General features: G+C 40.1%; 24 protein-coding genes and 1 pseudogene. 23 read left to right on the forward strand and 2 right to left on the reverse strand.

The features are described from left to right. Window positions 1–150, forward strand: a pseudogene (locus M8E35_RS23475) (DUF3102 domain-containing protein); the annotation flags it as partial. Between the two features lie 36 nt (window positions 151–186). On the opposite strand, the gene M8E35_RS23480 reads toward M8E35_RS23475, so the two are convergent. Together M8E35_RS23480 and M8E35_RS23485 are read right to left on the reverse strand one after the other, a co-directional pair. Then, window positions 187–864, reverse strand: coding sequence for a flavodoxin family protein (locus M8E35_RS23480; RefSeq protein ID WP_252473214.1), 678 nt, complete (start codon window positions 862–864; stop codon window positions 187–189). Next, a complete protein-coding gene (locus M8E35_RS23485) occupies window positions 861–1,421 on the reverse strand; it encodes an NAD(P)H-dependent oxidoreductase (RefSeq protein WP_252473224.1) in 561 nt (186 codons plus the stop codon). Before M8E35_RS23485 ends, M8E35_RS23480 begins: the two co-directional genes overlap by 4 nt. A 131-nt stretch (window positions 1,422–1,552) precedes the next feature. Here M8E35_RS23485 and M8E35_RS23490 point away from each other — a divergent pair, with 131 nt between their 5' ends. From M8E35_RS23490 to M8E35_RS23590, 22 genes are all read left to right on the forward strand, one after another. Further along, entirely contained in the window at window positions 1,553–2,158 is a 606-nt protein-coding gene (locus tag M8E35_RS23490; RefSeq protein ID WP_252473226.1) for a TetR/AcrR family transcriptional regulator, read from the forward strand. A 127-nt stretch (window positions 2,159–2,285) separates the two neighbouring features. Further along, complete coding sequence (locus M8E35_RS23495; RefSeq protein ID WP_252473228.1) at window positions 2,286–3,875, forward strand: NAD(P)/FAD-dependent oxidoreductase; 1,590 nt, start codon at window positions 2,286–2,288, stop codon at window positions 3,873–3,875. A 391-nt stretch (window positions 3,876–4,266) separates the two neighbouring features. Beyond that, window positions 4,267–4,473, forward strand: coding sequence for a DUF1657 domain-containing protein (locus tag M8E35_RS23500; protein WP_252473230.1), 207 nt, complete (start codon window positions 4,267–4,269; stop codon window positions 4,471–4,473). A 16-nt stretch (window positions 4,474–4,489) separates the two neighbouring features. Then, window positions 4,490–5,347, forward strand: a complete 858-nt coding sequence (locus M8E35_RS23505) for a DUF421 domain-containing protein (RefSeq protein ID WP_252473232.1) — start codon at window positions 4,490–4,492, stop codon at window positions 5,345–5,347. Window positions 5,348–5,357: 10 nt separating this feature from the next. Then, window positions 5,358–5,837, forward strand: coding sequence for a stage V sporulation protein AC (spoVAC, locus tag M8E35_RS23510; RefSeq protein ID WP_252473234.1), 480 nt, complete (start codon window positions 5,358–5,360; stop codon window positions 5,835–5,837). Further along, window positions 5,838–6,842 carry a stage V sporulation protein AD gene (gene spoVAD / locus M8E35_RS23515; protein ID WP_252473236.1) on the forward strand — a complete coding sequence of 335 codons (1,005 nt, stop codon included), beginning with the start codon at window positions 5,838–5,840 and terminating at the stop codon, window positions 6,840–6,842. It begins immediately after the preceding gene. 15 nt (window positions 6,843–6,857) lie between these two features. After that, window positions 6,858–7,211, forward strand: a complete 354-nt coding sequence (spoVAE, locus tag M8E35_RS23520) for a stage V sporulation protein AE (RefSeq protein WP_252473238.1) — start codon at window positions 6,858–6,860, stop codon at window positions 7,209–7,211. A gap of 32 nt (window positions 7,212–7,243) precedes the next feature. Then, window positions 7,244–7,447: a DUF1657 domain-containing protein gene (locus M8E35_RS23525; RefSeq protein ID WP_252473240.1), complete on the forward strand. Its 204-nt coding sequence runs from the start codon at window positions 7,244–7,246 to the stop codon at window positions 7,445–7,447. 312 nt (window positions 7,448–7,759) lie between these two features. Further along, on the forward strand, window positions 7,760–8,662 hold the full coding sequence (gene cysK, locus M8E35_RS23530; protein WP_252473242.1) for a cysteine synthase A: 903 nt from the start codon (window positions 7,760–7,762) through the stop codon (window positions 8,660–8,662). 179 nt (window positions 8,663–8,841) lie between these two features. Next, a complete protein-coding gene (locus tag M8E35_RS23535; RefSeq protein WP_252473307.1) occupies window positions 8,842–10,143 on the forward strand; it encodes a putative DNA modification/repair radical SAM protein in 1,302 nt (433 codons plus the stop codon). Then, a complete protein-coding gene (locus M8E35_RS23540) occupies window positions 10,122–11,009 on the forward strand; it encodes a TIGR03915 family putative DNA repair protein (RefSeq protein ID WP_252473244.1) in 888 nt (295 codons plus the stop codon). The genes M8E35_RS23535 and M8E35_RS23540 overlap by 22 nt, the downstream gene beginning before the upstream one ends. 177 nt (window positions 11,010–11,186) lie before the next feature. Then, a complete protein-coding gene (locus tag M8E35_RS23545; protein ID WP_252473246.1) occupies window positions 11,187–12,368 on the forward strand; it encodes a C40 family peptidase in 1,182 nt (393 codons plus the stop codon). Between the two features lie 379 nt (window positions 12,369–12,747). Then, window positions 12,748–13,809, forward strand: a complete 1,062-nt coding sequence (gene buk / locus M8E35_RS23550; protein WP_252473248.1) for a butyrate kinase — start codon at window positions 12,748–12,750, stop codon at window positions 13,807–13,809. A 136-nt stretch (window positions 13,810–13,945) separates the two neighbouring features. Continuing rightward, the gene (locus M8E35_RS23555; RefSeq protein WP_252473250.1) at window positions 13,946–14,854 is read left to right on the forward strand and encodes a bifunctional enoyl-CoA hydratase/phosphate acetyltransferase; all 909 of its coding nucleotides are present in this window, start codon (window positions 13,946–13,948) and stop codon (window positions 14,852–14,854) included. A 129-nt stretch (window positions 14,855–14,983) separates the two neighbouring features. Beyond that, window positions 14,984–16,720: an indolepyruvate ferredoxin oxidoreductase subunit alpha gene (gene iorA, locus M8E35_RS23560; RefSeq protein WP_252473252.1), complete on the forward strand. Its 1,737-nt coding sequence runs from the start codon at window positions 14,984–14,986 to the stop codon at window positions 16,718–16,720. Then, window positions 16,713–17,294 (forward strand): indolepyruvate oxidoreductase subunit beta, encoded by a 582-nt coding sequence (locus M8E35_RS23565; protein WP_252473254.1) that lies wholly within the window; start codon window positions 16,713–16,715, stop codon window positions 17,292–17,294. The genes iorA and M8E35_RS23565 overlap by 8 nt, the downstream gene beginning before the upstream one ends. A 284-nt stretch (window positions 17,295–17,578) precedes the next feature. Further along, window positions 17,579–19,606, forward strand: a complete 2,028-nt coding sequence (locus M8E35_RS23570) for a sensor domain-containing diguanylate cyclase (RefSeq protein ID WP_252473264.1) — start codon at window positions 17,579–17,581, stop codon at window positions 19,604–19,606. A gap of 465 nt (window positions 19,607–20,071) precedes the next feature. Then, window positions 20,072–20,194, forward strand: coding sequence for a hypothetical protein (locus tag M8E35_RS26605; RefSeq protein ID WP_289710990.1), 123 nt, complete (start codon window positions 20,072–20,074; stop codon window positions 20,192–20,194). A 33-nt stretch (window positions 20,195–20,227) separates the two neighbouring features. Then, on the forward strand, window positions 20,228–20,320 hold the full coding sequence (locus tag M8E35_RS27245) for a recombinase family protein (protein ID WP_464244764.1): 93 nt from the start codon (window positions 20,228–20,230) through the stop codon (window positions 20,318–20,320). 559 nt (window positions 20,321–20,879) lie between these two features. After that, window positions 20,880–21,458: a TetR/AcrR family transcriptional regulator gene (locus tag M8E35_RS23580; protein WP_252473266.1), complete on the forward strand. Its 579-nt coding sequence runs from the start codon at window positions 20,880–20,882 to the stop codon at window positions 21,456–21,458. Window positions 21,459–21,557: 99 nt separating this feature from the next. After that, window positions 21,558–21,755 (forward strand): hypothetical protein, encoded by a 198-nt coding sequence (locus M8E35_RS23585; protein ID WP_252473268.1) that lies wholly within the window; start codon window positions 21,558–21,560, stop codon window positions 21,753–21,755. 47 nt (window positions 21,756–21,802) lie between these two features. Beyond that, entirely contained in the window at window positions 21,803–23,023 is a 1,221-nt protein-coding gene (locus M8E35_RS23590) for an NADH:flavin oxidoreductase (protein WP_252473270.1), read from the forward strand. Window positions 23,024–23,095 lie beyond the last annotated feature (72 nt).

Raw genomic sequence — 23,095 nt, forward strand, 5'->3', positions numbered from 1 at the left:
GTGGAATCGGTGAGCTATTCCCAGCGTACAGCCAACAGGCTGGTGCAGCTCTTTGAAGAATATGGAGATAAACTGTTCGCTTCCGGCGATGACAGCGGCAGCTCAAATTCGTCAGCGCTGACGAATTTGACCTACAGTACGGTGATAATCTCGTCCGATTATTGGCCTCCAGGGTCGAGATGCATTTTAACAATAAGGTTGCTTGTAAAGATCCTTTTTTTTCAATCCACTTTTTCGAGCCATTGTAACCCAGCTTCTGTTGCCAAAGAACATGAAAAGTTGTCTGGAAAACGTGAAATTGAGGCCAATATAGATATTATCCGTCCTTGTAACGTGCTCATGGTTTAGGGTTTCTGCAATTGTTGAAAAAGCATTATTGAGCTTTTGGATAGGTTTTTTCATAAAAGGTGCATCCTTAGCGGCAAACATCATGGGGCCTGCTCCGATCAGCAGGCCGAAACAAAATTCGGCATTGATATGTTGACTGAAACTCTTGATTACTCTGACAGCCTCAAGGTTCAACTCTGGTTCGGGAAACCCGCAGTTAATAATAGCATACACTTTGACTATGTTTCTTACCCCTTTGTTTTCAGTATAATAACAATAGTAATCTTGTAAGAACCGTGTTAAAATACCCGGCAGGCAAAAAAAGTAGAGAGGAAAAGAAATAATGATAACGTCAGCCTTTGAAAGTGTTTCGAAAGCCTCAAGCAATTGATGGTGTGAAATGCATTGTCTGACGTCTATAAATGTTTTATTGAAGGCATTTGCGTCAATTCGGTTGCCAGCCATTTCTAGGAGTTTCGTAGAGACAGATTGATCTTTCATCTTAGGACTGGCACTGATTAAAACGATATTTTTCATAATAGATTATCCACCCTTCCAAGCTCCATTTTAGTCAATGCCTCAATGATGGTTTCAGGTGTTTCATCGTAGATGATAACCTCAATATTTCTGCGATGTTTTTTTGTAATATCAATAAAAAGCTGTTTATCATCTTCGGAAATTATGCTACCGTAGCCAATAATAACTGACTTGGGGTATGTGTCATACCTGGGCGGATGCATCGTTGAACCATCTGGTCTTATTTCAAAAAACGGCAACATATTGGGCAAGTATCTGTCGATAACATTTTTAATGTTTGCACTGAACTGTCCAAAGATTATGGGGTTTAGATAAATGACCACGTCGCTAGTCATAACGTTTCGGTTGATTTGGGCCATTTTGTCGTTGATAACACATTCCCCAGGTTTTTTGATCCAACAACCAAAGCAACCCATGCAAAAGGCCAGGTCATCCGTTCCAACCTCTAATATCTTGATTTCCAAACCCTGGGTATTCAGAAAAATTTCCAGGAGACTTTTCAGATTCTGATAGGTTTTAGTTTGAAACTCCTTATCCGAAATCAATAGGGCTTTCATTTAACTCACTCCTCAATCCCAACAATGTTTACGATGTCAACATTACAATAACACACTATGTTTCCGCTGTAAACATACCTATTGTTTTGTGGTATAATAATATTATGTTTTTGGAGAGGAAGTATAACCCCTTGGTAAATGAGAGTTATCATCATGAAAATTTAAAATCGGAATTGATTAAGAATGGTTTAAAGCTTTTGGATGAAGAAGGGTATGAAAACTTTTCACTGCGCAAAGTGGCAAAAGCTTGCGGTGTAAGTCATACTGCACCGTACAGGCATTTTAGAAACAAGGATGATTTGATCATTGCGATTACACTTAAGGCTGAGCATAAGTTTAACTCGAGCCTTCAGGAAGCAATTAATAGCTATCCGAATGACATTAAAAGCCAAATCAAAGAAATGGGTTATACCTATGTTAAGTTTTTTGTTGAAAACCCGGAATATTTAAGGTTGCTGTTTCGAAGCGACTTAAAAAAACATTTGAATAATGAAAATTGTAAAATCCTTAAAGATAACGTGCAGCCTTTCGGGACATTCTATAATACTATTGTGCGCTACCAATCGGAAAATCAAAGCAATGATGCAGGCAGTATCACTGACTTAAATGCGTTAGTATTGGCCTGTTGGGGTTTGGTACACGGTATTGCGGTCTTAATTTCCACAAAAGATTTTGTCTATGAAGGCGATTATCTAGAACTTACCCGAAAAATACTTTGGAGCGAAACATTTTTATAATTATAGAACGTCTCTCTTCGAGCCATGGTAAGCGCGCAAGTTCAACTAACACGACCGCCTGGCCTGAAGACTTGGGCGCGTGCAGTTTTCTTTAAAGACATCAACTAAATCTGTGAGGAGAAACCAATTGATTAAAATTACTGGCTTAAAAGTAGTGCTTACGTATGATTTGAAAATGTTGGAAGACATTGTGGCAAAAAGGTTGAATATTGAGTATAGCCGTATAGAGCGCATCAGTATTGCAAAACGAACGGTAAATGCTCGCAACAAACAGGACATTCATTTTGACATGACCGTTGTCGTATGTGTTTCAGGAGATGAAAACGAAGTAATTTCAATGAATAAGGACAAATTTATCTCCAAAGAAATAGAGTTGAATTATACCGTTCCAAAGGATAGAAAACTTAAAGAGCGTCCTGTAGTTGTCGGTTGCGGCCCGGCAGGGATGTTCGCAGCATTGATTCTGGCCAAAGCGGGAGCAAGACCCATTCTGCTAGAGCGGGGCCTCGATGTAGATAGCCGCAAGAGAAAGGTTTTAAAGTTTTGGGGGACCGGTATTCTTGATACCCAAACTAATGTGCAGTTCGGTGAGGGAGGAGCAGGTGCCTTTTCAGACGGTAAGTTGAAAATTGGACAGAAAAATCCACGTAAGATGAAGGTGCTCAGCGAACTTGTGCAGGCCGGTGCGCCGCCTGAAATTATGTATTTAAGCAAGCCGCATATCGGTACTGACCGTTTGAACGAAACTGTTAAGGGAATTAGGGAGCAAGTGATACGCTTAGGGGGCGAGGTGCGCTTTAACGCAACCGTAAAAGAAATACTGTTCAAGGATGCACAGGTAACAGGTGTGCGTTTTGAAGAAGAGGGTAATATAACTGAAGTTTCTACAGACAATGTTGTTCTGGCCATCGGACATAGCGCACGTGATACATTTGAGAGCTTGCTGAATAGCGGTGTTTATATGGAACAAAAATCCTTTGCAGTGGGAGTACGTGTTGAACATTCCCAAGAGATGATAGATAAAATTCAGTACGGCGACTTCGCCGGACACCCTGAGCTTGGCGCAGCTGATTACAAAATGGTAGTGCATCTGCAAAACGGAAGGGGCGTATATACTTTCTGCATGTGCCCAGGGGGGACGGTAGTTGCGGCAACTTCAGAGGAAAACGGTCTGACAACGAATGGAATGAGCGAATTCGCTCGGGACGGTAGAAATGCCAATACTGCGCTCTTGGTAACCGTCGAGAAGGAAGATTTCGGGAGCGAACATCCACTTGCTGGTTGCGCTTTTCAGCGCAGGATAGAGGCAGCAGCATTTACAGCGGGCGGCGGAGGGTATAAAGCACCGGTACAAAGGTTGGAAGATTTTCTCCAAAAGCGCAAAACAACGGCATTCGGGGATGTACTCCCTACCTATTTGCCAGGGACAGAGTTCGCCGTGTTGGATTCCTTTTTACCGGAATATATCACTGATTCACTAAGGCAAGGTATTTTGGAGATGGGCGCCTGGATGCCTGGCTTTGCCTATCCGGATGCATTGCTGACGGGGGCCGAAACTCGCAGCTCTTCCCCCGTGCGCATAACAAGAGGGGAGAGCTTAGAAGCCATTGGCATTAAAGGTCTTTACCCCTGCGGAGAGGGAGCAGGATATTCTGGAGGGATCATATCGGCTGCGGTGGACGGAGTGCTTTGCGCAGAACAAATACTGGGCAGTTAATTCTCTTTCTCATGCATTAACCGCATGGTGGGTGGATGTGGCTCGTCGATTACTCATCCTGCGACGGCGCTAAAGTACGTCACTGGAGGTTGTCATGTGTGACACAATGCTGGCTAAAGCAAAAAAAACTATCTCTAACGAGGTAGTTTTTTTGCTTTAGCGATACTTTGTAATGAAGTTACTGGGCCACATACTTTCGATGGTAAGCGTTTAAACTACAGACAGAAGTATTGATAAAAAGTGAAACCCCATATTTAAGTTGATTATTGGCAACAAATGAATGAAGATTTATTAAATAATGATTGATCAGAAATTTATCTAGACATGGAGGAATGATAATTGGATTATTAGTTATAATAAATAAAGTTGCTGATAAACGGAGGTGGATAATATGACAGTTGCTTCTCAAGTCAAACAAACTCTAGCAAGTTTGAAAGGGGCACGTGGAACTTTAAGAGTGTATAGTACCCAAACGAGAGAGGAAGAAGCAAGGTCTATGTATACAGATGCAATCGTAGTAACCAGTTCAATCATCGCGGATCTGGAAAACAGATTACAGACTCTTGAATTTGAGGAGCCCCAATATAAAGGAAACTAAAAAGGCAGGTATACTTATGAACGAATTGACGCAGATAATATTGAAGTCAATCGCTTTGTTTTTTTTGGTTTGGGCGGCAGTTAGGCTAATGGGTAAAAGAAATATGAGCCAGATTAATCCTTTTAGCTTTATTAGCTATATTGTAATAGCGATCGTGGCGACTTTAATGTCAATAAATCTCATTAATCTAGCTACTGGTTTTATCACATTAATCGTTTGGGCTGCGTTTCCAATTGCTCTCGATTATCTCTCAATCAAAAGCAGATTAATGCATCAGTTAATCAATGGAAAAGAAGCCGTGTTGATAAAGCATGGCAAGATAATGGAAGAGAATCTCATGCGTGTCCGAATGACGGGAGAAGACCTTTTAGCGCAACTTCGCTCTAAAAACGCTTTTAATATGGCGGATGTAGAATTTGCGGTAATGGAGACTAACGGTACTATAAATCCCTACTTTAAATCTGACAAAAAACCAGTTACAATGCACGATCTTGAAAAAATGTCCGCTCCTCAAGCTGAGCCTCAGACTGTGGTTTTAGATGGAAATATGTTAGAAGAGCCTCTGGCGTCCTTAGGTCTTAACCCGCAGTGGCTAAGTACTGAACTTGATAAAATGGGTGTTTCCCTAGAGAACGTATTTCTCGGACAAGTTGACTCATCGGGCGATTTATATGTAGACTTCTTTGACGATGCAGTGGAACTCCCTCAACCGAAGGTGAAAGAAATGCTCTATGCTACCTTTGAAAAAGCCCAGGCGGATCTATTAACTTTTAACCTCCAAACAGAAGATGAGAAAGCTAAAGAAATGTATTCTAAAAATTACCAAAGCCTTGAAGATCTTCTTAATAAATTACGTCCTTACTTATTGCATTAAGAGGTGCTGTATGTCAATTAAAAAGAAAAAAAAGCTTACACCTATCCAGCAAGAATACCAGCAATTTGCCCAAGAAAGAGAGCCTAAACGGCCGATCCTTTTTAACTGTGTTAAGGCATTTTTCGTAGGGGGATTTATTTGTACTCTAGGTCAAGCGATACAAATGATTTTTGTAAAGTATTTCCATTTTTCTCAAGAAGGTGCGGCAAATCCTACGGTGGCCGTAATCATTATCATTACGGTCTTGCTAACAGGGTTCGGTGTTTTTGATCATATTGCCCAATATGCCGGGGCAGGCACTGTTATTCCAATTACGGGTTTTGCCAACACTATGGCTTCAGCTGCTATCGAACATCGAACCGAAGGTTTTGTTCTGGGAGTAGGGGGTAATATGTTTAAACTTTCAGGCCCGGTCATCGTTTATGGCGTCTTCTCTGCCTTTGTCGTTTCTTTATTGGTTATAAGTTTAAGAGCATTGGGTGTGATGTAAATGTTAAAAGGTCATCAAACATGGGTTTTTGAGACAAAGCCAACGATTATTGCTTCAGCCGCGGTAGGCGGACCCTCTGAAGCAAAAGGTCCCCTTGCTTCAGATTTTGACCTCCTTCATGGGGATATCCGACTCGGCCAAGACAGCTATGAAAAAGCAGAACAAAAGCTTCAAGAACAAGCCTGTGAGACAGCCATCAAAAAGGCCAATATGAAAAAGGAAGATGTTCAATTTTTACTGAGTGGAGATTTGATCAACCAGATAGTTCCCAGCAGTTTTTCTGCTCGTACTTTATCTGTTCCTTTTCTAGGGCTTTATGGTGCTTGTTCAACTTCCATGCAAGGTTTGTCACTGGCTTCTCTTCTCGTGGATAGTAAATTTGCTAAGAATGCTTTAGTCTGCGTTTCAAGTCATAATGCAGCTTCGGAAAAACAATACCGATATCCCACAGAGTATGGTTCCCAAAAACCGCCTACAGCCCAATGGACTGTAACGGGGTCTGGTGCCGCTCTAGTTTCTGACCAAGGAGAGGGTCCTAAAGTAACTGCATCGACCATAGGACGTGTGATAGATATGGGCCTTTCTGATCCTTTCAATATGGGTGCAGCAATGGCTCCTGCAGCGGTAGATACCCTTGAGGCACACTTTAGGGACTTGGATCGAGACCCTAGTTACTATGATCTTATTGCCACAGGTGACCTTGGAAGAGTGGGACATAGAATTGCAGGTGACTTATTAAAGAAGCATGGCCTTAACATACCGGAAGAGATCTTTACAGATTGCGGCATCTTGATTTACAACAAAGATCAACCAGTTGTTATGGCAGGAGGAAGTGGATGTGGGTGTGCCGCAGTAACGACCTTTGGGCACTTTCTTAATCGCATGCGCAAGGGAGAGCTAAGGAAGATATTAGTCATTGCAACAGGTGCTTTACTTTCTCCGATGTCCTACCAACAGAAAGAAAGTATCCCTTCTGTTGCCCACGCTGTATGCATCGAGATTTAAAGGAGATGTGTTTAAATGGAAAAATTTATGTGGGCTTTTATTGTGGGCGGCATAATTTGTGTCATTGGACAGTTAATGCTCGACGGATTAAAGCTAACTCCGGCCCATACTACCAGCACATTAGTCGTTATGGGAGCGATACTTGGAGGTCTGGGTCTTTATGAACCACTAGTGAAATTTGCGGGTGCTGGAGCTACTGTACCTATCAGCAGTTTTGGCAATTCTCTGGTAAAGGGTGCTTTAAAAGAATATGAATCCTCTGGTATTATTGGGGTCCTAACCGGTATTTTTCAGATAACCAGTGCCGGTATATCTGCTGCCATAATTTTTAGTTTCATGGGGGCGCTGATATTTAAACCAAAAGGTTAAAATCCCGAATGAAGATGAAAGGAGGTGAAAATATGACTGTTGGAACACAGATGCAACAAGCTATCGCTACAGTTCAAAACGCAGCTGCCACTATGAAGACATTCTCTTTAGAAACTCAGGATCAACAAGCCAAAAAAACATTTGAACAGCTCGCCCAAACGTTTGATACTGCTCTTAATGACTTAAAAGGCAGAGAGCAATACATTCAAAATCAGGAACCTCAGTATAAACAATAAGGAACATACTCTTTAGTAAGAGCAGTACTTTTTTCTGCTCTTATTAGTTTATATTGTAAAATAATAAAATCGAGTCGATATGGTCATCAGATTCAGGTAGATAAGGGCTGTGTTTTAGATTGACGAGAAAAAGACGATCAGCGTTATATGCTCCTCCTACGGGGGAGCATTTTCATGTCTAAAAGAAACGTGACCGTCTTTTGGAGCTTTTGGGTTTAAAGTGGCAGAACTTGTTAATATCAGAACAAGGGTATTGAGAATATATTGAAATAATTGTAAGATTAATTTGAAATAAATGAAGGAGTAGATATGATGATAATTGAAACCATTCTGGATATTATTGGGAACACGCCAATGGTTAGTCTGAAAAAACTTACTGCGTTAAATATTTTCGCTAAGGCAGACTATCTAAACCCTGGTGGAAGTATTAAAGACAGAGTTGCCAAACATATGATTGAACAGGCGGAAACTAGAGGGGTTTTGAAGTCCGGTATGACAATAATAGAACCTACTTCGGGTAATACGGGGATAGGCATTGCTTTAGTCGGTGTTCAAAAAGGATATAGGGTAGTCATTGTTATGCCGGAAAATATGAGCGATGAAAGAAAAAAGATTATTTTGGCATTAGGTGCAGAGCTAATCTTGACCAAAGCGGAAGAAAGTATTGGCGGATCAGTTTTGGAAGTTAAACGACAAAAAGAAAAAGATCCCAATATTTTTGTTCCTCAGCAGTTTGAAAATCCCGATAACCCTCAGATTCATTACCTTACGACAGCTACAGAAATCTGGGAACAAATGGAGGGCAAAGTGGATGTTTTCGTCTCTGGGCTGGGTAGCGGAGGAACTCTGGCAGGAGTGGGAAGATTTATTAAAGAAAGAAACCCAAAGGCTAAAATAATTGCAGTAGAACCTAAAAATGTTTCTGCACTACTGGGTCATGAGCCGGGATTACATAAGATTCAAGGAATTGGTGACGGCTTCATCCCAAAAGTGCTCGATGTAAATCTAATTGATGAAGTAATTGAAGTTACAGACGATGACGCGATTAGTACCGCTAGAGACCTGGCCAGAGTTCAAGGTATACTGGTAGGGACTTCTTCAGGCGCCAATGTTTGGGCTTCTATCAAAATGGCTCAAAAGTTTGGCGCGGATAAAAACATAGTGACTGTTTTGCCTGACAGAGTTGAAAGATATTTTAGTACCTCGCTGATATAAAATCCTTAAGAATCTTTATTCACGCTAGAATCTTGCAGTTCTCCATTTCTAGGGAGAGCAGTCTATTATGTTCGAAATCGAAAGCCGGGAATTGATTTAGCTCCAATTCCCGGCTTTTAGTTCCCTTTGACAAGAACATATGTTTCATATTATAGTATTATTGTCAGGGGGTGTTGATCATAGATGTTTATAATAAGCTTACAGTCTTGTCTGATTCAGCTAAATATGATGTGGCTTGCACCTCTAGCGGTGTAGATAGAAAAGGGAAATTTGGCAGTATCGGAAGTGCGGCGAAAGCGGGTATATGTCACAGCTTTTCTGCTGATGGACGGTGCATATCTCTATTGAAAGTACTCATGACCAATGTCTGCATCTTTGATTGCAAATACTGTGTCAATCGCGTGTCAAATGATATTGAAAGAGTGGCATTTACACCTCATGAACTAGCAGAACTTACGATTAATTTCTACCGCAGAAATTACATTGAGGGATTATTTCTAAGCTCTGGAGTGATTAAAAGTCCCAATCATACGACGGAACAATTAATTAAAGCTCTAGAATTATTACGCAGTGTTTACCATTTCAACGGCTATATTCATGTCAAGGCTATTCCTGGAGCAGATAGCGAGCTTATAACACGCTTAGGACTTTTAGCCGATCGGATGAGTATTAACATTGAGTTGCCTTCTCAGGAGAGTTTGACGCTGTTAGCTCCTAACAAGACAAAGGAATCAATCTTGCGTCCGATGGGACTAATTACTGCTAAGATCCAGGAAAACTGTACAGATCTTGTGAAATACCGACATGCTTCCAAATTTGTGCCCGCTGGTCAGAGCACACAGCTTATTGTGGGGGCAACTCCCGATACTGACCATAAAATTTTAACACTCACTGAAGGGCTGTACAAAAAATACCATCTTAAAAGGGTTTTTTTCTCTGCTTACATGCCAGTCGCAGAGAATTCATTATTGCCTTCTATGGATACAAAACCGCCTCTCCTGCGAGAGCATCGGCTTTACCAAGCTGATTGGCTGCTGCGGTTCTACGGTTTTGAAGCTAAAGAGCTGCTTGATGAGCAAAATCCCAATTTCAATTTGCAAGTAGATCCCAAGTGCAATTGGGCTCTCAATCATCTGGAGAAATTTCCGTTAGAGATTAATAAGGCACCTTTTGAGATGCTGTTACGAGTACCGGGAATCGGCGTGACCAGCGCCCAGCGAATTCTTATGGCCAGGAGAAATAGTCCCATTGATTTTTCGGGTCTTAAAAAGATTGGTGTTGTACTGAAACGTGCGCAGTATTTTATAACCTGTAAGGGAAAGATTATGGACGGTCTGAAAGTGACTTCTGATGGAACTATTAGAGCGTTGATGGCCGATCAGTATAAGCTCCCGTCACCATACCCTGAGCAACTATCATTTTTTAACGAACCTTTCATTACTAGGGAGGATGTGCAACAATGCTTGACGGGACAGATTTGATATATGCTTATGACGGTAGCTTTGAGGGACTAATGTGTTGCGTCTTTGAAAGCTACCAGCGAAAGGAAATTCCCAGCGTCATTAGACCCCCTAGTGTTCAAGAGACTCTTTTTGATACGGCGAAATGGATTGAAACAGACGAACAGAAGGCAGACAGGGTTTATAACTCGATTCCTATGAAGATATCTCCTCAAGCCCAGGAGTTCGTGAAACTGGGTTTTTTAACATGTGATCCCCACAAAGAAATGCTAATCTTTCGCTTCTTGCGTTTGGGGTTTAAGCATGGAGGCAAGGTTATGATGATGCTCACCGATGATACGGTTTGTTCCCTCCAAAAAGCAGTACGCCACTTGACGTCAGAATCTCATAAGTTCAAAGGCTTTGTGCGCTTTTCCGTCTACGGTGAAGTACTTATAGCGGTAATTGAACCCAAAAACTATGTTCTTCCCCTTTTGTCACCGCATTTCTGTGATCGTTACCGTAACGAAAGGTTTATGATTTATGATAAAACCCATGGGATGGCCTTGATTTTTCAATCACAAAAAGCAGAGCTGATTTTTGTCGAAGAGTTAACCTTGCCGGATGTTGATTCGGCAGAGCTTGAATACCGTCGTTTATGGAAACAATTCTACAAAACGATTGCCATTGAAGGCAGGAATAACCCCCGGTGTCGAATGACTTTTATGCCGAAGCGTTATTGGAGTCAAATGACCGAATTTGACGAAATTGTTGGGTTAGCACAATGGCAAGTGGCGGAAACAGGAGCAAAAGAACCACAAACTTCACTTTGCACTCTGGATGCTCGATCTACCTATAAAATTAGCCCGGATTATAAGGTCACAAAAAAAGATTTATTTCATGTTTAATCGCTCAAAAGAACACCTTGCACGTTTTTAATGTGTTAAGGTTTTTTGTTTGCCAAAAATCCTTGAAGACGAGGGGATAAGTGAAAAAATTGGCAAATTAATTCCTGACCAAAACAAGGAATTTAACGAGTTTTGGCGAAATTATAAACTAAAGTATTTTTAAGGGGTTTAAGTTAAATGAAAAGGATTAACTCTCTGCATAAAACAACCTTAATCAGCATTATCGGAGTCTTCCTGTTAGTTGCGTCATCGATGCCTGCGCGGGCAGACAACTTACAGCAGCAATTAAATCAGTCTCAACAACAAGCCAATCAGTTAAATGGGGTTTTGAAGGCTCAAAAAGAAAAAGTTGCCGGTGCAACGACAGAGGTTATGGCCTTAAAACAATCCGTTGAGGTTTTAAATGACAGTATCGATCGGGAACAGGCAAAACTCACGGAGGAACAAAAGAATCTTAAAGATCTGGAAGATCAACAAAAAAAATTAGAAACTAAACGTCAGGAACACATTAAAGCTTTGGGACAAGTCTTAAGAAGTAACTACGAAGATGGAATGACTACATATCTGGCTGTCTTGTTTGAAGCCACCAGCTTATCGGATTTTATCGATCGGGCAGACAAGATTCAGATGATTGTCAGTAATCACGGTAAGCTTCAAGAGGAAATTATTAAGTTGAAAGAGTCCATGAATAGTCAAATGGGACTAATCGAAGAAAAAAAGGTAGCCATTCAGGCTTCAATTGAGGGTAAGACTGAAACACAGCAGGCTGTACAACAAGTTCTATCTAAGCAGCAAGCGGTACTTGATCAATTGAGCAAAGAAGAAAAAGCAGCCCTTAATGCTTCCTTATCGGCTAAAGCAAAGGTTAACCGAATACAACAATTAATTGAACAGGAAAAACTTGAAGCTGAGTATGCAGAAAAAGAGAAGAACTCCCCGGGAACATCATCGGGCGGAGGGGGAGTCGCTGGTACTGTCACTGTTTCGGGCGGAGCAAAACAAGTACTAAACTATGCTTCTCAATTTTTAGGAATAAAGTATGTTTGGGGCGGAACGACCCCCTCACCGGGTTTTGATTGTTCGGGATATGTGCAATATGTATACCGTAATAGTGGCATATCACTGAGTAGAACTTCAGAACAACAGTTTAAAAATGGAGTTTCGATTTCGCGATCAGATCTAAAACCAGGCGATTTAGTGTTTTTTGCCACATATTCTTCGGGAGCTTCCCACGTTGGAATTTACGTTGGAAATAACACGATGATACATTCGTCTTCTGGCGGGGTTTCCTACGATGACATGACTAGTTCTTATTGGGCAAAACGTTATCTTGGAGCTCGGCGTGTTATCGCTCCTTAACAATTAAATCAACTTTGGAGGTTTATATTTGAATGGGCTCAACTTATAGTACTTGAAGGAAGGCGTTTCCTGCGTGATATTGTATCAGCAGGATCGCTTTCTTTTTATCTTGAATTAGAGAGATAACTATAAAAACAAGGCACTCTTCTGTCTAGGAAAGAATAATTGTCGTTACTTGAAAGTATTCATTCGAGTAATTGTATTGTATTGATTGGATTCGAAGATAATATTTATATTTAAGTAATCGACGCAGGTTTTGTGTTAATTTTAGTTTAACCTGTATTTGTTATAAGGGTTAATTGACGTTCCCATTTTATGATATAATTAAGCAGTTTATTTTAGATATATCGACAAATGGATTTAAATAGGAGGATGATTCTTGAGAGTACTTGCTATAAATCCGGGGTCAACATCCACGAAAATCGCAGTTTATGAGAATTATACTTGTCTTTGGAAATATGGAATTGACCACCCTACCAGTGAGATCCAAACATTCTCACACGTAAGTGATCAATATGAATATCGAATCGAGCACATTTTAAAATTATTAAAAGAAAAAGGAATTCCATTGGAATCGTTTGATGGAATAGTTGGCCGAGGAGGTATGCTGAACCCGCTTGTTGGAGGCACTTACTTAGTTGATCAATATCTTGTTGATAGCTTAAAAAATGCGACTAGAGGAGAGCATGCCTCTAATTTAGGTGGTATTATTGCTTTTCACTTGGGACAGAGGATTAATGTCCCTGTCTATATAGTAGATCCCGTTTCCGTTGATGAAATGGAGCCGGTAGCCAGGCTTTCAGGATTTCCGGAGTTAGCTCGGTTAAGCCAATCTCATGCTTTAAATATGAAGGCCGTCGCTCGTAAGGCCGCTTGTATGCTGGGAAAAGCTTATCATGAGGTGAATCTGATTGTTGCCCATTTAGGCGGAGGAATTTCTGTATCACCCCATCGAAAAGGAAAAATGGTTGATGTGAATAATGCCAATAATGAAGGACCGTATTCTGTTGAACGGTGTGGAACCTTGCCTTGTTCTCAACTAGTCAAACTATGCTATTCAGGAAAGTATTCGGAAAAGGAAATGAACACAAAAATCCTTAAAGAAGGCGGTTTGTTCGCCTATCTTGGTACAAAAGATGCTCGAGAAGCTGAGAAACGTATGCATGAAGGAGACTCGTATGCCAAGCTGGTATTAGATGGCTTATGTTATCAAGTTGCTAAAGAAATCGGTGCAATGGCCACGGTGCTGGCGGGTGAGGTTGATCAAATCGTCTTAACTGGCGGGCTTGCTTATTCAGAGTTCATCACTCGAGAAATCATTCGAAGAGTATCCTTTATTTCCTCAGTTACAGTGATCCCTGGAGAAGAGGAAATGGAAGCCTTAGCTCTTGGTGCGTTGCGAGTCCTAAATGGCGAAGAACAAGCATTAACTTATAAATGAAACTTACTTCAGGCGGAGTTTAGCTGAACTTATCTAGGGACTTAGCGCCACTTATCCCCTGACGGCCATGGACGACTGAGTGTCGCTGTAGCCATCGGATAAATTATTAAAGGGTAATGAAAATGGGGTGTATAGAATGCGCTTTAGCGGGTTTGATGCTTTATTCGACAGAGCAAAGAGTTTAGGTAAGGCAAAGGTTGCCGTAGCTGCGGCCGCAGATAAAGAAGTCATGGAAGCTATCAAATTAGCGGTGAGAGAAGAACTAATTACTCCTGTTCTGATTGGCGATGTTGAACAAATCAAACAACTGGCGGTTGAAATCAAATTCAGCTTGGAAAGTGTCGAGTTGATTGATGAGCCAAATGCATTGGAGGCGGCAAACAAGGCAGTTGACATCATTGTTGATGGAGAAGCACATTTCTTGATGAAGGGGCTTATCAACAGTTCGGATTTTTTACGCGCTGTGCTTCGCTCAGAACGAGGACTTCGAACTGGGCGTTTACTTAGTCACTTGGCAGCGTTTCAAGTTCCTGGGTTTTCACGGTTATTGTTTGTTACCGACGGAGGAATGAATATCGCGCCTAGCTTAGCTCAGAAGAAGGAGATATTAGAAAATAGCCTATTATACTTGCAAGGTATTGGAATGGATTTGGTGAATGTAATTCTTTTGGCTGCCAATGAGATGGTGGATTCAAAAATGCCAGCGACAATGGATGCTCAGGCACTAGCTGACATGAGTCGAGCTGGAAAATTTCCAGGGGCAATTGTAGAAGGTCCGTTGGCTCTCGATGGAGCAGTAAGCGCAGTTGCCTTGAAACACAAAGGAATTAGCAGTCAGATTAATGGCGAGGTGGATTTGTTCTTGACTCCTACTATAGAAGTGGGAAATGTATTAGGAAAATCGATGGTTTATTTTGCCGGGGCGACTATGGCAGGGATTATACTTGGAGCTCAGGTTCCTATTGTACTGACATCGAGGAGTGACACTCCAAGAAGCAAGTTTATGGCCTTGACTATGGCTGCTTTAAGTCGAACAATACCCTAAATTGAACCATTATCTTATTGAGATAATCTGGCCTCTTACATTTTTTTGTTATCTGAGTTAAAATGCTTACATGGACAAGGTTTAGTAAAATTTTGATCATTTCCACTAAGGGGGGAGACTAGAGAAGGCATGAAAACATTAATGACAGGCAATGAGGCAATTGCTCGGGGTGTCTACGAATATGGTGTCAGCGTTGCTGCAGCCTATCCTGGTACACCAAGCACGGAAATCCTCGAAAATATTGCAAAATACCCAGAAGTTTACAGTCAGTGGTCGCCAAATGAAAAAGTAGCGATGGAAGTAGGAATTGGGGCAGCTATTGCCGGCGCTCGCGCCATTGTTGCCATGAAGATGGTTGGTGTTAATGTAGCCGCTGATCCGCTTTTTACAGTGGCTTATACAGGAACGCGCGCTGGCTTAGTATTGGTATCAGCTGATGATCCTGGAATGCACTCCTCACAAAACGAGCAGGACAATAGACTATACGCGGCGTTTGCCAAGATACCTTTGTTAGAACCCTCGAACTCCCAGGAGGCTAAGGACATGGTTGGCTTAGCGATGGATATTTCCGAAGCCTTTGATACTCCGGTTATGATCCGGATTACAACTCGCATAGCTCATTCCCAAAGTCTAGTAGAGCTGAACGATCCTCTAGAACGACAGGTAAAAACCTTTGAACGGAACCCACGTAAATACGTCATGCTTCCGGCAAATGGACGCGCACGACGTTTAGTGGTCGAAGAAAGGATGCATAAACTAGCAGACTATACCGAAACGGTGGCCGTCAATTATATGGAACTGCAAGACCCGACTATTGGTATCATCACTTCGGGAATTTCTTATCAATATGTCAAAGAAGCTCTTCCCACGGCGTCCATCCTCAAATTAGGATTAACTAATCCCTTACCGTCAGGCTTAATCAAAGAGTTTGCTGCAAAGGTAGATAAGCTTTATGTTGTCGAGGAATTAGAGCCTTATATGGAAAAGGAAGTCCGTCTTTTAGGAATCAATGTTATAGGGAAAGAACTCTTCCCTCCTTATGGTGAACTCTCCGTTCGTATGGTATCAGAAAAGATCAGCGGCCAACCCGGGATAACGGTGGCCCCTGCTTTTGACTCTCCGATTCGTCCACCTGTCATGTGCCCCGGTTGCCCACACCGAGGAATATTTTTTACCCTGAAACAACTTAAACTCATTGTTTCCGGTGATATTGGCTGTTACACTCTGGGAGCCATGGCTCCACTTGAAGCCATGGATACTACTATCTGCATGGGGGCTTCAATATCTGCAGGCCTGGGAATGATTAAGGCCCATCCAGAAATGGCAGAAAATATGGTTGCTGTGATTGGCGACTCAACTTTTCTGCACTCGGGCATTACCGGACTGATGGATGTAGTTTATAATGGAGCAAATCTAACTACTATTATACTGGACAACTCAATCACAGCCATGACAGGACACCAAGAAAACCCTTCTACAGGCAAGACTCTCATGGGTCAGCCAGCTCCTCAAGTTGACTTTGTTGCCTTATGTAAAGCCTTGGGAGTAAAGCGAATTACTGAGGTTGATCCTTTTGACTTGGCAAGAGTTAAGGAGACAATCAAGACCGAAGTTGCCGTTCCCGAACCCTCAGTGATCATTGCCCGACGTCCATGTGCTCTTATTATCAAAAATACAGAAAAACCACTCCGAGTCCAAGACTGCAACGGTTGTAAAATGTGCTTAAAGTTAGGTTGTCCAGCAATCTCCTTTGATCAGGAAAACAAAACAGCCCAAGTTGACCAAGCCCAATGTACAGGGTGTGGAGTGTGTATTAATGTCTGTAAATTTAATGCCTTGCGAAAGGCGGGTGATGATAATGCCTAAAATAATTAATGTTTTACTCGTGGGAGTCGGTGGCCAAGGAACAATTTTAGCCTCCAAAGTTTTAACTCATGTTGCTATTGCTGAGGGTTACGAAGTTAAAATGTCAGAGATCCACGGTATGGCCCAACGGGGTGGATCAGTAGTAACTCAAGTCCGAATGGGAGAAGGCGTCTACTCTCCGGTCATTGAACCGGGGGAAGCGGACTTCATCGTGGCCTTTGAGCAGTTAGAAGCTTATCGGTGGGCTCATTTCTTAAAAAGAGACGGCGTCATGATCGTTAATACTCAAAAAATTGTACCTTTAACAGTACTCATCGGAGCTACAACTTACCCCGAAAATATCCTTGATGACCTTAAAGAGCGAGTAGGCCGTTGTATCGGATTGGACGGATTAAAATTAGCTTCCGAAGCTGGCAATGCCAAAGCCACGAATGTTGTGCTGATGGGGGTCCTCTCTAAATACATGGATTTCCCAGAAGATTCTTGGAGAAATGCCCTTGTGGAAAGAATCCCAGCTAAGCTGCTGGAATTAAATCAGAGAGCTTTTGCTTTTGGGGTTGCCGAGGCAAAGTAGGACTTATTAAAAGAATAACAGTATTAAAAAAAACGAAGAACTACCTCGTAAGAGATTGTTCTTCGTTTTTTTACCTGTGATGACCTACTTTTCCAGGAGCTATGCTCTGCTCCAAGTATCCTTGGACCTGGAATTTACATTTTGTTATATATTAAGAGTAATTAAAGAGGAATTTGTATTCATTTGTAGAAATTTAGAACATAAAGGCAGGTACAATTTCGTTTCAAATACTTTTTTGGAGTGAATTCATCTTAGTTATTTCGTTAATAAAGGAGTGGTTATTCTTGGCTGGCAAAATAAAAGAAATAATTGACAGAATCATTCAAGAAAGGTCAAAAGGTAATCCTGCTATTGCGGAAATGACAAAAGCCAAATTTATTCTAAAAGGGGTTAATCCAAACAAGTTTAGTAAGTGTTCTGAAGATGATCCGGTAATTATCGAGAAACTTATTACTATTGCCAGACAATTAAATGCAAGAGAAATAGAGGGCAGTAGAAGCAATATGAAATCTGTGTTTTCAGCGAAATCTAGTGAAGAAGAAGCAGTGTTAGATATTAAAAAGCAGTTAGAAGGTATTGGTGTAAAACTACTAATATATTTTGCTTCCTCCAACTTTGACCAGGACAGGCTGAGCAATTCAATGCAAAAAGCATTTAAGGACTGTATCGTATTTGGATGTTCTACAGCAGGTGAAATAGTAAATAGACATTTTTTAAAAAACTCTGTCGTTGCAATGGCTTTCAATTCGAAAATTTTTTCGGATGCTAAAGTGGAAGTGATTGAACAAATGAGCGAAAATCTAAGCGTGGAAGCAGCCTTTAAATCATTCGAACAATATTATCAGGAGAGTTCCTATAAAATGGAAGCATCAAGATATGTTGGGTTAGTATTAATTGACGGTATAAGTATGAAAGAAGAAAACGTAATGGATCAAATTGGTAACAGGACGAATGTCTATTTTATCGGAGGCTCTGCAGGAGATGATCTCAAATATTCAAAAACATTCGTTTATGCAAATGGCAAAGCCTATACCGATTCCGCAGTCCTTGTTTTATTAAAGATGAACGTTGATGCTGAATTTGGAATTATAAAAACTCAAAGCTTTAAAGCCTTAGATCATGTTTTAATCGCAAATAAAGTTAATGAAGCAACTAGAGAAGTCATTGAATTTAATAACAGGCCTGCGATATCGGCCTATGCAAGTGCTGTACATGCATCTTCAGTTGAAGAAGCACAGAACTATTTCATGTCCAATCCTGTTGGATTGGTTATTGGAGAAAATAATATCTTAGTAAGAACCCCACTACTAAGGAATGGGACCAGTATACAATTTGCATGCAAAATACTGGAAGGGATGGAGGTTAAATTACTTGAATCAACGAATATTATTGAAGATACGAAGAATGCTTTAGAAAAGAAAATGAATGAATTTGGTAAGATAGAAGGAATTATTAATTTTCATTGCATAATGCGTACCCTTGAATTAGAAAAAAAGAATTTAGTTAAGGAATATGGAGAATTATTCAGCGGTGTACCGACGATAGGTTTTTCTACTTATGGTGAGGAATATATCGGTCACATTAACCAGACTTCAACTATACTTGTTTTTAAAACTGGTAGCAAACCATCTAATTATCACGAAGTTTTTACCCCCATAGAAACACATAAAAACCTTACACACATGAAACGAGATAACGAAAGATTAATTAATGAAAATAGTTACTTGCAAAAGGAGATATTTGGATTAAATCAACAACTAGAGGAGACAACTGCAGCTCTTAAACAGTTTAATATCATACTAGAAGAAGAAATCAATGAGCGAACAAAAAGAGAGCAAGAAATAACTTATTTAAGCTATCATGATAAACTAACAGGACTTTATAATAGAAGGTTTTTTGAAGAAGAGATTAAAAGATTAGATAACAATAGAAATCTTCCTATTTCTATAATAAATGGGGATGTGAATGGTCTAAAGCTTCTAAATGATACCTTCGGTCATGATAAAGGGGATGAACTTTTACAGAAAGCAGCAGCAGCTATTCAAAGTGCGTGTAGGGCAGATGATATAGTTGCCCGTTGGGGAGGAGATGAATTTGTCGTTCTCCTTCCCAAAACTGACATGGATGAAGTGGGTAAAATAGTTACAAGAATTAAAAACCAGTCCTCAAATGAACACGTTAATGGTATAAGTGTAAGTATTGCATTTGGTTGGGCAACAAAGATAAGACCAAATGAGAATATCCTAAAAGTCCTAAAAAGCGCTGAAGATTATATGTACAAATATAAGATTCTTGAGAATGAAGGAATATAGCTTTTTCATTGTGACAAGGCACGTTGGCGTTACTTCAATGTAAGTGTTTTTCTGCTAAGTTTAGTGCTGAAAATCGTTGAGTTTAACTAGCTAATATCATCCCTCGGGGTGAAATTCCAGTGATTGGGGTAATATGGCTAACCCTCCGCATGGCCTTGGGATCTTTGATTATAGTTTTATAAAGTACATCAATAGATTAGTAAACTGGTTAAAATACAATGATCACGATTTTTGGTCGTGGTCATTTTCTAATAGCTCAAAACGAACGATTTTGGATTTTTTAGAAATATAATGAACCATGTTATATGATGTACAGTGTACATAAAATGACATATGTACATAGTAGTTTCCAGTTAAATTAAAGTCTACAATTGAGGTACAATTAAAGAATTTATTCTAGAAGATTATAGATTATTAATGGGGCTCGCCAAAAAGGTGAGCCCTTATTTTATGAGGAGGAATTTAATGATTAACGAGAACAAGATTAATTATCAGATGAGTTTACATATATTGATGATGCTCAAGGATAGTGTCAATAAATGTTCGCAAAAACCATCAGAATTCCTAAAGGCAGTAGCGTTTTGTTGAACGAGTACGGAGAAACGAACTGATTTTAAACGAATGATCGAAGACTGTAAGGCTGGTAAGATAGACATGGTGGTCACTAAGTCCATTTCTAGATTTGCAAGAAATACCATGGACTGTTTGAATTAGGTCAGGCAATTAAAAGAAAAGATATTGCAGTATACTTTGAAACTGAAAACATCAATACTCTCGATACCACGGGTGAAGTATTGCTCAGATTCTCAGCAGCTTAGCGCAAAATCAAGGATTCTGAGGAAGAAGCTCTGAAAAATAAGTTAGAATAGGAAATGGCTCGATTAGATAAATTAAGCCTTGTGAGTTTTCCCTATTCAGGTCACATCCTGTCCCTGAGGCATGGATAGTGCCAGCCAGAGCCAGGGTATAATGAACATGATAGAAGCTACGACTACCCAATCATCGTTCGCGGATAAGAGCTTTTAATCGATGAGTTAACTTCATTGACTGAGGAAGGTATTGTAACCCTTTCTCGAAAACGGACACTCTAGAGTTAGCTCGTTTTTCTTATCATTGAATTTTCCTCGCATTTATTCCACAAAAAAACCTGTATGGTTAATAAGATACTGGCCTACACAAAATATAGCAGTCGTTTATGAGACGGAAATATGAAAATTATTCTTTACCGATCGTTCTAAAAATGTTATTATTACTATTAACAGGAGGGAAAGTAATGGGACGAAGCAAGGAATTTGAGGAAAGTGTAGTTCTCCAGAAAGCCATGGAATTATTTTGGAAACAAGGCTATGAAAAGACATCTTTGAGCGACCTGGTAGAGCATATGGGAATCCATCGTAGAAGTTTGTATGATACCTTCGGTGATAAGCATACATTATTTTTAAAAACGATAGATTTCTTCGGAGAATTTATAAAATCCAGACTAATATCTGAAACTTCACGCGCAGAAACGGCAAAACAAGCGATACAGTATATCTTTGACTTTGTGATTGAAGGAAATGGAGATAGACCATTGGGTTGCCTATTTGTAAACTCAGCAACTGAGTTGGCTCCCCGAGATGATGTTGTAAATGAAAAGACGAAAGAAGCATTTATGCAAACAGAGCATTTTCTTGCGGAGCTTATTCGCAAAGGACAGCAAAGAGGTGAATTTCCTTGTGATTATGATGCTGAAGTTTTGGCAGAAACCTTGAACAATACTTTGATTGGGATTCGGGTACTTGCAAGAACCTCAGCTAACAAAGAAAAGTTACATCGTATAGCAGACTTTTCCTTAGCAATACTAAACAAATGAGGTTTTTTTTTATATAAATTAGAATGAACGTTCTCAAAAACACGCTTGGCACCTCCATTAACTTAGACCTCATTAATTGGAGGAAATTTAGATTTCGGCGTGTTCAAAGGAATAGCGGCAATGGATGCCGGTGAGATGGTTAGATACGCAATCAAGGGTTTGAAACAGGATCGCTTTGAGATCCTGCCGGGTTTTAGAAGTACGCTGAAGTTCGTGAGTCGGGTTGCACCCCAGTTTATGTTAAATCTGCTTAGCAAACCCGTTGTTAAAATGCTGACTCAGACCAAGGGTAATTGATGCCTGTAATAATGGAAAGAAAAAATTTATGCGTAGGAGCAAGTTCAATGAAAACAATATATGACCAAACAAAATTAAAAGGAAATAAGGTATTTGAGCCATTTGAATTGGCAGGTATAACATTTCCTAACCGAATTATTAGATCGGCAACTTATGAAGGAATGGGCGATGAAAATGGCAAGCCTACAGATCAATTATTAAAAAAGTACGAAGCATTAGCTAAAGGCGGTGTTGGTGGAATTATTACTGGCTTTATTGGAGTGAGTCAGCAAGGAAGGTCTTCAGGTTTTCATATGTCAATGCTTGATAAAGCTGAAAATGTTGAGGCCTACAAAAAATTAACGAAGAGAATGCATGAAATGGGAACCCCTATTATTGCACAACTTAATCATTGTGGCGGTCAGACAAAAGAAGAAAGTACCCATATGCCGGTTGTTGCACCTTCTAAAATATCTGACTATAAAGCAAAAGAAATAACTAAAGCTGAAATTTTAGAAGTAATAGAAGCGTTTGTTCAAGGAATAAAAAATGCAAAAGAAGCAGGTTTTGATGGTGTACAAATTCATGTGGCGCATGGATACTTACTTTCAGAATTTGTATCGCCCAGAATGAACAGGAGAAAAGATGAGTGGGGAGGAAGTACAGAAAACAGATTTAGAATTGTTAAATTGATATTTGAAAAAGCTAGGAAGGAAGTTGGAGATTACCCAATCCTTGTAAAATTAAATGGATATGAAACATTAAAAAATGGTATGACAATTGAAGAGTCTATAAAAATTGCTAAACTATTAGAGCAGGTGGGATGTGACGGAATTGAAGTCTCAAATGGAACAGAAAAAGCTGGACTGGCGACAATTCGCGGGCAAGTGCCGTGGAAAATTTTAATAGCCCAAAATAAGAAGTTAAATAAAATGCCTGAATTTATGAAAAATTTCGTTGGTATAGTCGTAAAAAAAACACTACCACAACCTCAGCCGAAAAACTTATTTAATTTGGAAGCAGCCATGTCAATCAAGAAAGCTGTAAATATTCCAGTAATTCTAGTAGGAGGAATAACGAAATTAGAAGAAATAGAAGACGTAATTAAAGATAAAATTGATGCGGTTTCCATGTGTAGGCCATTTATAATCGAATCAGATTTAGTGAATAAATTCAAAACAGGAAAACAGACACAGTCAAAATGTATACAATGCAATTTCTGTATAATCGGCACGCTAAGGGGACCGTTTAGATGCTACTATGGAAAGCTTCCAGTAAGCAAGTCTTAGCATTTACAAGATAATTGATTTTTCATATTTCATCTAGGAGACTCCGTTGTGAACCTTTGAGTAAAAAAATTG

The organism is Desulfosporosinus nitroreducens, from assembly GCF_023897015.1.
Classification (GTDB): Bacteria; Bacillota; Desulfitobacteriia; order Desulfitobacteriales; family Desulfitobacteriaceae; genus Desulfosporosinus; species Desulfosporosinus nitroreducens.

Excerpts from the sequence above, each read along its gene's own strand:
- M8E35_RS23565 (WP_252473254.1), top strand. The coding sequence starts at position 16,713 with ATGCCTAAAATAATTAATGTTTTACTCGTGGGAGTCGGTGGCCAAGGA.
- spoVAE (WP_252473238.1), top strand. The coding sequence starts at position 6,858 with ATGGAAAAATTTATGTGGGCTTTTATTGTGGGCGGCATAATTTGTGTC.
- M8E35_RS23480 (WP_252473214.1), bottom strand. The coding sequence starts at position 864 with ATGAAAAATATCGTTTTAATCAGTGCCAGTCCTAAGATGAAAGATCAA.
- spoVAD (WP_252473236.1), top strand. The coding sequence starts at position 5,838 with ATGTTAAAAGGTCATCAAACATGGGTTTTTGAGACAAAGCCAACGATT.
- M8E35_RS27245 (WP_464244764.1), top strand. The coding sequence starts at position 20,228 with ATGATCGAAGACTGTAAGGCTGGTAAGATAGACATGGTGGTCACTAAG.
- iorA (WP_252473252.1), top strand. The coding sequence starts at position 14,984 with ATGAAAACATTAATGACAGGCAATGAGGCAATTGCTCGGGGTGTCTAC.
- spoVAC (WP_252473234.1), top strand. The coding sequence starts at position 5,358 with ATGTCAATTAAAAAGAAAAAAAAGCTTACACCTATCCAGCAAGAATAC.
- M8E35_RS23500 (WP_252473230.1), top strand. The coding sequence starts at position 4,267 with ATGACAGTTGCTTCTCAAGTCAAACAAACTCTAGCAAGTTTGAAAGGG.
- M8E35_RS23525 (WP_252473240.1), top strand. The coding sequence starts at position 7,244 with ATGACTGTTGGAACACAGATGCAACAAGCTATCGCTACAGTTCAAAAC.
- M8E35_RS23590 (WP_252473270.1), top strand. The coding sequence starts at position 21,803 with ATGAAAACAATATATGACCAAACAAAATTAAAAGGAAATAAGGTATTT.
- M8E35_RS23540 (WP_252473244.1), top strand. The coding sequence starts at position 10,122 with ATGCTTGACGGGACAGATTTGATATATGCTTATGACGGTAGCTTTGAG.
- M8E35_RS23580 (WP_252473266.1), top strand. The coding sequence starts at position 20,880 with ATGGGACGAAGCAAGGAATTTGAGGAAAGTGTAGTTCTCCAGAAAGCC.
- M8E35_RS23545 (WP_252473246.1), top strand. The coding sequence starts at position 11,187 with ATGAAAAGGATTAACTCTCTGCATAAAACAACCTTAATCAGCATTATC.
- M8E35_RS23485 (WP_252473224.1), bottom strand. The coding sequence starts at position 1,421 with ATGAAAGCCCTATTGATTTCGGATAAGGAGTTTCAAACTAAAACCTAT.
- M8E35_RS23505 (WP_252473232.1), top strand. The coding sequence starts at position 4,490 with ATGAACGAATTGACGCAGATAATATTGAAGTCAATCGCTTTGTTTTTT.
- M8E35_RS23555 (WP_252473250.1), top strand. The coding sequence starts at position 13,946 with ATGCGCTTTAGCGGGTTTGATGCTTTATTCGACAGAGCAAAGAGTTTA.
- cysK (WP_252473242.1), top strand. The coding sequence starts at position 7,760 with ATGATAATTGAAACCATTCTGGATATTATTGGGAACACGCCAATGGTT.
- M8E35_RS26605 (WP_289710990.1), top strand. The coding sequence starts at position 20,072 with ATGATTAACGAGAACAAGATTAATTATCAGATGAGTTTACATATATTG.